Below are 8,316 nucleotides of genomic sequence, written 5' to 3' on the forward strand. Positions count from 1 at the left end.
ATCTACACTGTTTCCTTCTTGGGCTGCTACTGTTGTTTATATGTGACTGGTTTGCCCGGATTGCGATGGCTGCGGAAGCGTTCGCCTACCGGTCACCGTGACGTTCGGCGAACGGAACTGCCGGGGTGTGTGGGATGCTCGGGGCGGTCTTCGGGGAGGCCTTCACCCGGAGGTCGGCGAACGCGGTCGGTGGACCGACTCAGCCTTGATCGTTCTCAAGTTGACCAGCAGCAACTTGGCTCGCGACTCACCTGGTACCAGGCTACCGACCCCGCAGAGTCCGAGGGCTCAGAAATAGGCACTCAGCAGTACGTCCGGGCCTTCTTGACTGCGGGTTCAACCTGCTGGGGGTCGGCGGTCACGTTGAACAGCTGCTGCGCCTCCTTCAGGGCGTCGGCGAGCGGCTGGAACTTGGCGTCCGCCAGGGCAGCCGCCCTGGCCAGTTCCTCGGCGCCGACGAGGCGCGCCACCTCGATGTCGAAGGCCTGCCCACCGTCGGTGCCCGGCATCCGTTCCGGCAGTCGACTCACCACCGCACAGGCCAACTCGGCGTCGGTGCCCTGGACCTTGCCGAACGCCGCCCCCGACTGGCAGGCCGTCAGAGCCAGCAACAGACCGACCGCGGCCACAGCAGTTGTCGGACGCCCCATCAGTTCCCCCCGCTCGAAGACTTCCGGCCATCCTCGGGGGCTTCGCTCAGGGAGGCATAGTCCAATCCCGGCCAGCTTGCACGGCTACCGACCCCGCAAAGTCCGAGGGTTCAGAAAAAGGCACTGCGGCCGAACCGGCACCGCAACCGGCGAACCACCCCAGCGTCTGTGTGAGGTGGGGCGATCCCGGGCGGCGCCGGCCGCGGGAACGGAACCAGGCCGAAGCCGCCGTGCGCGCGCTCGGCGACCAGATCCCCTGCCGGGGATTGAGGTCGGGCGCATAGGAGAGGAGCTGGAAGACCGTCAGCCAGTCCTCGTTCGCGGCGATGAACGCCTTCATCGGCGACATCAGGTGGGTGGACAGGTTGTCCCAGCGGAGCGCGACGGGGCCGCCGAGCTGGGTGCGGGCTCGGATGATCAGGTCCCGGTAGTGCTGCCACGTGAAGCCCTTGGGCTTGCCCTTGTGCCCCCGGTGGATACGGAAACGGTAGATCAGCCGGAAACGCGGACTCCCAGACGTTACGCACGCCCGGGCCGACTAGGGTCCGCTTCCTCATCCGCCGCGTACTCCACCAGCCCCACATCCCGGCGCAGCGCGGCGCCGAGTGCATTCCGGTCGGCCCGGGACGGGCAGGCTGAGGCGGGGGAAGGGTTTGTCGCGCAGGTCGACGAGGAAGGCCATGGCGGCGGAGAACACGCTGTCGGGCGTCGCGGGATGGGCGAGGAGGTCCTGCCTCGCCCATCTCCCGGTAGAACTCGATAAAACAGTCGGCAAGGAGTCGGAATGAATCCGCGCAGAGGTTGCCGAGGACGCCCGACCCGACATCGCAGAAGGGTACAGGCCCGGCGCCCCCGAGAGATCATGGCCGGACAGTCGTCCATATCCCAACCCGTCGCGAATTGGGCAGCGGCGAAGCTCCGCAGTGAATTGACATGCATCGGAACGTGAACGCTCGGCACAGCTTTCCAACAGGGCCTTCATCTCCGATACCCCGTCACTGGGGCTCCACGACAGAGGGATCACCGAGTGGCACTCGTCTCGTACCGGGCATAGCGTGGAACTGGTCGAGTGCCGAAGCCGCTGACTCTCGTCCTGTTGCAATCGCTGCAACAGGACGATAAGTACCACTCGAATCGCACCAAATGGGGGGCGCGTCACAGAGGTCATCGACAGAGAAGGGTCGCTGGGCAATGTCATCTCCAGAGGAACAGCGTCGAAAGCTGGAGAGGGATCTCCGCCAGCATGAGCATCGCGCTGACCGCATCAATGAAGAGATCCGAAACCTCAATAACGAGCTGAGAATCCACAATGTTCTATTGTCGCTCGGGCGAGACAAGAAGCTTCTGAACTTGCTCGATCAGCTGCGCGACGACGAAGTCCTGGCACGCAAATCACGTGAAATCGGCCGCTCGTTCTTCGAGCAACAAGGTGTTGAGCTCCCTCCGGAGATTCAGGTGGTGACCGGCGCCCCAACAGACCAAGGGGCGAGGATACGCGGTGTCTTTCTCGACGATGCCGGGCGCGAGTACGAGGTGGTGTGGGACTCGCAGCGCGGGTTCGACGTGCATCCCGAAGTCCGAGCGAAGAACCCGCTGGACCTCACCCTGTCCCACGCCAAGGAACGGACCCAGCAGAGCACGGACTTCACCCTCACGGGGACTGGGTTCACTCCCAATGGGCAGGTTTCCATGAACATCTTCATGGAGCCGGGGCTCAACGTCCCGAACAAGGACCTCGGAAGTGTATCCGCCAACCATCTTGGCGAGATCAGCAGGTTTCACCGCGCCTGGTACCTTCACGGTCCGGATCCTCAGACCAGGAACCCGGCTTTCATCGCAAGGGACGTAACAGAGGATCAAGCCGCGATCGACGAGGTTTCCAGCGCCTCTTGGTATCCCCTGTTGTGAACGCGGACCGAGCAGGCCTTCGAGTTGCCCGGGGCGAGGTCGACCCCGCCGGCCGCCCTTTCTCCTGATGCTCGGTGATTCGACATCAGTGAGCTGCTCAGGAGGCCCTCCTCGCATGCGCCGAGCACCCGACGACCACCCGGTCGAGACGGCCGTTCGACCGCCAAACCCCCAGAGCACTACGACAACAGCTACTTACGCGTCGGGTGCTCGGGCAGGGCGAGCCAGTCCGACCAGGAGATCTCTCGGCCGAGGAACCGCGGCTGTTCGAACGGCCAGTCGGCGGCGATCCACTGCGGCACGAGCGTGTCGAGGGTCTGCTCGACCTTGCTGTCCACCAGGTCGTCCACCACCCACCAGGAGATCTCGCCGTCCGCGCCGGCCCTCTCCGGTGGGTCGATGTAGACGCAGCCGAGGAGAGCTGTCTCCGCTGTGTCGAACAGCGCGTAGTTGAAGGACTGGTGTGCGGCGATCTCCTTCTCGTGCCGCAACAGGTCGGCCTGGTCGGCCTCGTAGGTCATGGTGGCTGCGGGCCAGCCCCAGGCTGGGCCGAAGATGGTCCACAGCCGCTCGCGCGAACCCATCACAGCCGGATAGTCGAGCGGGGTGTCCGCCTCCCGGATCGGCCGCAGGTGATGCCCCCCTCCCGGCAGCGGTACCAGGGCAGGATGGACGAAGTTATCGGGGAGCCAGCTCATAGCGCCCGACCGTAGCAGCGCGCGGCCGTCCGCTCCTCTGGATTTTCCCCGTACACCGCCAGGCCCTGCTCTCCTGCCGGGCAGTACCCGCGATCACCCGATCGGGACTCCCGTTCGATCGAGAGAACGGATGATCGGCTCATGGTCATGAGCCGAGGACTACGAGGGGGTCGGTGTGAAGGAACTGCAAGACGCCATAGCCGGTCTGCTGCCTGCCGTGGTGGCGGCGGGGATCCGACCCGAGAGCTGCCCGGCGTGGCTGTGGCGGCCCGGCCGCGTTGAATGCGCCGGGGCATGGGAGGCAGTCTCGACCATCTACAGGGCGCTGACGGGACTGGTTCTACCAAAACAGGCTCCCGCTCGGGAGTGGCGGCGTCTGGACCTTGTGCTGACCTACGAGGACGGCCAGCAGCAGATCCTGGAGGTCGATGAGAAGCAGCACTTCACCAGCGCTCGCGCCCTGACCTTGGAGCACTACCCGTCGACCGTGGAGCTCGGCTTCGATGCCGCGCGGTGGCCGGCCCGATCGCGGGACCTGACCGGGCGCGAACCCGGCGGCGGGTACGCCGAGCCCAGGCCGCCGCTGTTCCCGGGCGACGGCGGCCGCCATCGCCAGCGCGCCTTCCGGGACGCGCCGGCGGATCTTCTGCCGGCCGAGCATGGCTGGCTGCCGACCGTCAGGATCAGCGATACGGAGGTCGGCTCCGTGATCACCGCCCCGAACCCCGCTTCCTCGCTCAGCACACTGCTCGGCGAGCGGGGTGTGCCGGGCCACGGTCTCGTGTCCCCGCCTGCTGTCCCGGAGCGCATCGGCCCGAACGAGTGAGGGCTCTCCCGTCGGAATCCCATCAAGCGCAGGATGCCCCGGCCCGTCGGTTCTCTCTGATCGAGCCGGGCGGCGTGCGCGGTATCCGCGGCTGCCGCGGATTCCCGGGACAACTTCCCAACCCCCCGCGCGGTTCCTGCGCCAGAGCCTACGATCCCGGTGTGACTGAACCCTCGGACTACGAGTTTGAAGCATGGCGCGACATCCAGCGTTTCACAGGCCGCCCGCTGTCCCGGAGAATGGGCGAGGCCGGCGAACAGTTGGCCGTCGGTGCGGCGAAGCTCGGCAGGCGCGCGGCCAAGCGGTTGGAGAGCCACCCACGGGCCCTCTCCGCAGTGGCGCGTGGGCAGGAGATCGTCGCCGGAGGAGCCCGGAAGGCGGGTACCGCCGCGCGCAGTGCCGCCGACGCGATGCCCGACTGGAGCGGCGTGGTCGTCCAGTCCACCCGGCAGACGGTGGGGCGGCTGTCGCGCGCGGGACTGACCCCCGCTCGGGTGGTGAAGCGCCATCAGAAGCGCGGTCACGACGTGTCGTCGCTGGCCGACCTTCGCCGGCTCGACCTGGAGCAGATCGACGCGGTGCGGGGGCGCGCGGCCAGTTGGTACTACCCGGCCGCCGCGGCGCTGTCGGGAGCGACGGCGGGGTTGGTGATCTCGGGCGGGGAGCTGGTCGTCGCCGCCTCCGCAGGGGCCGCGGCAGCTCCTTCGGGAGGCATGATCGTGGGCGCCCTCGCCGGCGACGCCGCGATCGTCCTCGGACTGGCGTCCCGGGTGGTCGGCCATGTGTCGCTGTTCTACGGCTACGACCCCGAATCGCCCGCCGAGAAGCTGTTCGTGATGTCCGTGGTCAACGCCGGCACGGCGGTCTCGTCCTCCGCCAAAGTCGCCGCGATGGGCGACATATCCCGGCTCACCCAGGCACTCGTGCGAGGCAAGGCGTGGGATGTCCTGAGCGAGTCTGTGGTCACCAGGGTCTCTGTGCAGTTCGCCAGAGCATTCGGCATACGCCTCACCAAGAAGGGCCTCGGCAAGGTCGTTCCCGGAGTCGGGATCCTCGTGGGCAGCACCCTCAACTGGTCCATGCTGGAGCGGATCGTCGACACCGCTGACATGGCCTACCGGCGCCGCTTCCTCATCGAGAAGTACCCGCACCTCGGCGACGAGGAGGCGACCGGTTCGTTCCTCGACACCGACGAGGGCGGCATGGACTCCGATGACAGGCCGATCAGCGTCCTCGCCGAACTCTCCGAGGCAGGCGGACCCGACCTTCCCTGATCTACCAGGCGGTCTCGCCGTGCTGTTCGGCAAGGCTCGACGTCCCGCCCACCACGCGAGCGCAACGCTGTTGGTGGTACCCCGGGCACGGCTGATCGCCGCGCAGCGCGCCGCGGGGCTCCTCGGCGTACACCGTCACCCGGGCCGGCGGGTAGCGGTGCGGCCCGGGTGACGTTGCCGCGCCGGAACACCTCGACGATCCCCCGGTCGACCTGGATGGGCAGACGCTCGTGCCGGAAACCCGCGGCTCCGCCGCTTCCGCGTCAGACCACTCTCCGGTCGACGAGCGCGGCCACCTCGGTGAAGTACCCACGAAACAAGGGCTCGTCGCCGGGCGGTACCCGGAACTCGGGCGAGGTGCTGTACCAGAAGGCGGCCTGGTCGGTGCCGTAGAGTGCGGCGTCCGGGTCGCGTACGGTGCCGATGAACAACTGGCCGGGCCGGTCGGGCTTCTTGTAGTACACCAGCGCTCCGAGCCACCGCAGTGGCACCCGAAGCTCGGATCTGCCCCTGCTGAACAGTTCGAACACTCCCCGGTCCACGCGCAGGTGCAGGCTCTCGTAGTCGAACGTCAGGGGCTCCATGGCGGGACGATAACCGGCTCCCGGGTCACAGCGCGACCACCCCCACCACGGCCGCCGCCGCCACGACCAGGACACCCACCACATTGACGGCCATGTCCCGCTTCCAGGAACGGCGTTCGGCCTCGACGTCCAGGACGAAGTCGGCCGGGTCTGCGGGGGCGTAGTGGATCGTGAGGTCCGATCCCCGCGATCCGGCGGGGTCGGGGATTCCGGACCCGCAGTAGGCCGTGACCTCCCTGCCGTCAAGGGTGGTGAAGGTCACGACCGGCATCAGGGTGGTCAAGGTTTGGCCGTCGGAGTCGACGGTGACGCTCCTGAGGACGGCAACGACCCGGCCGGGGACGACGGCCATCGCGGCGAGTTCGTCGATGCGACGGTTCCGGTCACGGACGTTCCCGGGCAGGTGGAAGAGGCCTGAGAGGGTCCAGGGCCCGCAGAAGCCGACCAGAGCCCACGGCCATCCCCGGTCGACAACGGCGACGGCGACCAGGCCGGCGTAGACGAGGAAGAGCGAGAAGTTCGGCCGGCCGAGGCCGCGCCCGCCCTCGGAGAACCGATGGGAGAACCGGACGGCGTGGGGTCTGCCGCGCGGGTAGGACACGCCGATCTCCCGGCCCGCCCACGCCACACTGATCCTCTCGCCCCGCTCACCGTCGTTGGTGACGGTGAACTCCTGCCCGGTGGACGGGTCCTGGAACGAGACGACCACGGATATCCCGTCCTTCGGGGAACTCCCGTGCCGCGGCTCCCCCACCCGCTCGATCCGCCCCTTCGCCCGGACCGTCCGCTGCGCCCGGGTCATCCCGGCCAGCGACCTCCCGTATCCGACCAGCGCCAACGCGCCGAACACCCCGCACCACAGCGCCGCATACGCATGCCAGCCCATGGGTCAGCCTCCCGCCGAGACGCGCCGAACAACCTTGCCCTGCCCGTCCGCCTCCAGGTAGGCGGTGCCCTCGGAGCCGGTCACGGAGACCCTGAGGACGACCGTGCCGGTCAGACGGTCGGCGGTGAGCTGCCAGGTGCTCAGGGTGCCGACGCCCAGCGTGGTCATGGCCTCCTGCACCAGGGCGGGGACACGATCGTACGGCAGGGACTCCAGGTCGATTCGGGAGGCCGCCGGGGTGCTGCTCGGGGCGAAGACGACCGTCAGCAGGCGCTCCTGGACGGTGACGGTGAGCGCCCGCTGCCGGTCCTCGCCTCTGGCGAGCGTGGCGACGGAACCGCCCAACCTGCCGTCGTCGAGGAAGGACTGTCCGGAGCCGAGGGCCACCGTGCCGGTCACCGACGACACGGTGATCGTGAACGCCGAGGAGGTGCCGGAGGCGGAGACCGGCGGCCGCGCGGTGCTGGTGCCGTCCTCGCCGAACAGGTCCGCGCGGAACAGGTCCGCGCGGAACAGCAGGACGACCAGGGCCGCGCCGAGCAGCAGACCGAGGAATCCGACCGCGGTGGCGCCGGCGCCTTCTGCGGGGTCGCTCGCCCGGGCCGGTCCGGGCGCGGAATCGAGACGGGCCGCGGCCACCCGCTCCTCCCACTCCGGGGTCGGGCGTTTGACGATCCTCACCTTCAGCGGCCGGTCCGGCGGGTACTGGACGACCAGGATGCCGCGCGGCCGGTAGTCGGGCAGGTAGGCGACGTTGATGTCCTGGGTGAACTCGACGCGGTACGCGGGTGCGTCGTCCGGTGCGACGGTGAGGTCGAACCTCACCGGCATGTCGCTCGCCTCACCTCTGACGGCCTCCCGGCTCTCGATCATCGCGAGGGCCAGGCACGGCGGGACCGCCGCTTCCCTGGCCCGCCTCGGCATGCCGGCGAGGTAGCGGATCAGGACGTAGACCGCGAGCAGGCACGCTCCCCCGACGATCAGCGGCACACTCCCCAGGACGATCCCGACAACGACGGCCGCCAGGGACACCCCCGTCACACCGCCCGTGAGGAACCCCCGAGCGAGCATGACAGGCCTGTTCTGCGTGGGCGGCGGCGCGCCGCCCGTGGTAGTCGTCATACGGGCGATTGTGCTGGGCGCAGGTGACCTCCGGTAGGTGTCAGCCCTCGCCAGCTCTCCGACGAGGCACGACGTCAACGCGTGCCGGCAACCCCGAGACCGCCGGGGCGCAGCAGGCGCTGCGAGCGGTCGGCGGTGGCGGCCTTGAGGACGCCGGGCACGCCGAGTGCGCCGCAGTCCGTCGCGGTGGGGCTTCTCTCCTGACCGGGGGTCAGGGTGTCTCGCCGGAGGGGCGGGGCCTTGGTGCGTGGCCCCGACCTTCCGTAACGAGCGGGACTGGTGGGGGACGCGTGGGTGGGGCCCCCGAACCGCGCCCCACACCCCCCGGCCCCCGCCCACGCACCGCCCCGCCCTGCGTGGCGTCACCC

8 protein-coding genes are annotated in these 8,316 nt (G+C 68.8%); 3 read left to right on the top strand and 5 right to left on the bottom strand.

Annotation, left to right across the window (positions count from 1 at the left end; translation table 11 throughout):
* Nucleotides 1–302: 302 nt before the first annotated feature.
* On the bottom strand, nt 303–629 hold the full coding sequence (locus ACFWIC_RS31130; protein ID WP_380520563.1) for a hypothetical protein: 327 nt from the start codon (nt 627–629) through the stop codon (nt 303–305).
* Nucleotides 630–1,841: 1,212 nt separating this feature from the next.
* Here ACFWIC_RS31130 and ACFWIC_RS31135 point away from each other — a divergent pair.
* A complete protein-coding gene (locus ACFWIC_RS31135) occupies nt 1,842–2,558 on the top strand; it encodes a hypothetical protein (RefSeq protein ID WP_380363529.1) in 717 nt (238 codons plus the stop codon).
* Nucleotides 2,559–2,749: 191 nt separating this feature from the next.
* Here the strand turns inward: ACFWIC_RS31135 and ACFWIC_RS31140 are convergent, their stop codons facing one another.
* Nucleotides 2,750–3,256, bottom strand: coding sequence for an N-acetyltransferase (locus ACFWIC_RS31140; RefSeq protein WP_380520564.1), 507 nt, complete (start codon nt 3,254–3,256; stop codon nt 2,750–2,752).
* A gap of 175 nt (nt 3,257–3,431) precedes the next feature.
* On the opposite strand from ACFWIC_RS31140, the gene ACFWIC_RS31145 reads away from it, so the two are divergent.
* Together ACFWIC_RS31145 and ACFWIC_RS31150 are read left to right on the top strand one after the other, a co-directional pair.
* On the top strand, nt 3,432–4,082 hold the full coding sequence (locus ACFWIC_RS31145; protein WP_380520565.1) for a hypothetical protein: 651 nt from the start codon (nt 3,432–3,434) through the stop codon (nt 4,080–4,082).
* 161 nt (nt 4,083–4,243) lie between these two features.
* Nucleotides 4,244–5,356: an EcsC family protein gene (locus tag ACFWIC_RS31150; protein ID WP_380520566.1), complete on the top strand. Its 1,113-nt coding sequence runs from the start codon at nt 4,244–4,246 to the stop codon at nt 5,354–5,356.
* Between the two features lie 263 nt (nt 5,357–5,619).
* Here ACFWIC_RS31150 and ACFWIC_RS31155 read toward each other — a convergent pair whose 3' ends face one another.
* From ACFWIC_RS31155 to ACFWIC_RS31165, 3 genes are all read right to left on the bottom strand, one after another.
* Nucleotides 5,620–5,940 (bottom strand): hypothetical protein, encoded by a 321-nt coding sequence (locus ACFWIC_RS31155; protein WP_380363521.1) that lies wholly within the window; start codon nt 5,938–5,940, stop codon nt 5,620–5,622.
* A 25-nt stretch (nt 5,941–5,965) separates the two neighbouring features.
* The gene (locus ACFWIC_RS31160; RefSeq protein ID WP_380520593.1) at nt 5,966–6,568 is read right to left on the bottom strand and encodes a DUF3592 domain-containing protein; all 603 of its coding nucleotides are present in this window, start codon (nt 6,566–6,568) and stop codon (nt 5,966–5,968) included.
* Between the two features lie 261 nt (nt 6,569–6,829).
* Nucleotides 6,830–7,948: a hypothetical protein gene (locus ACFWIC_RS31165; protein WP_380520567.1), complete on the bottom strand. Its 1,119-nt coding sequence runs from the start codon at nt 7,946–7,948 to the stop codon at nt 6,830–6,832.
* Nucleotides 7,949–8,316: the final 368 nt, after the last annotated feature.

Origin of the sequence: Kitasatospora sp. NPDC127035, from assembly GCF_042726075.1 — a bacterium.
Lineage (GTDB): Bacteria > Actinomycetota > Actinomycetes > Streptomycetales > Streptomycetaceae > Kitasatospora.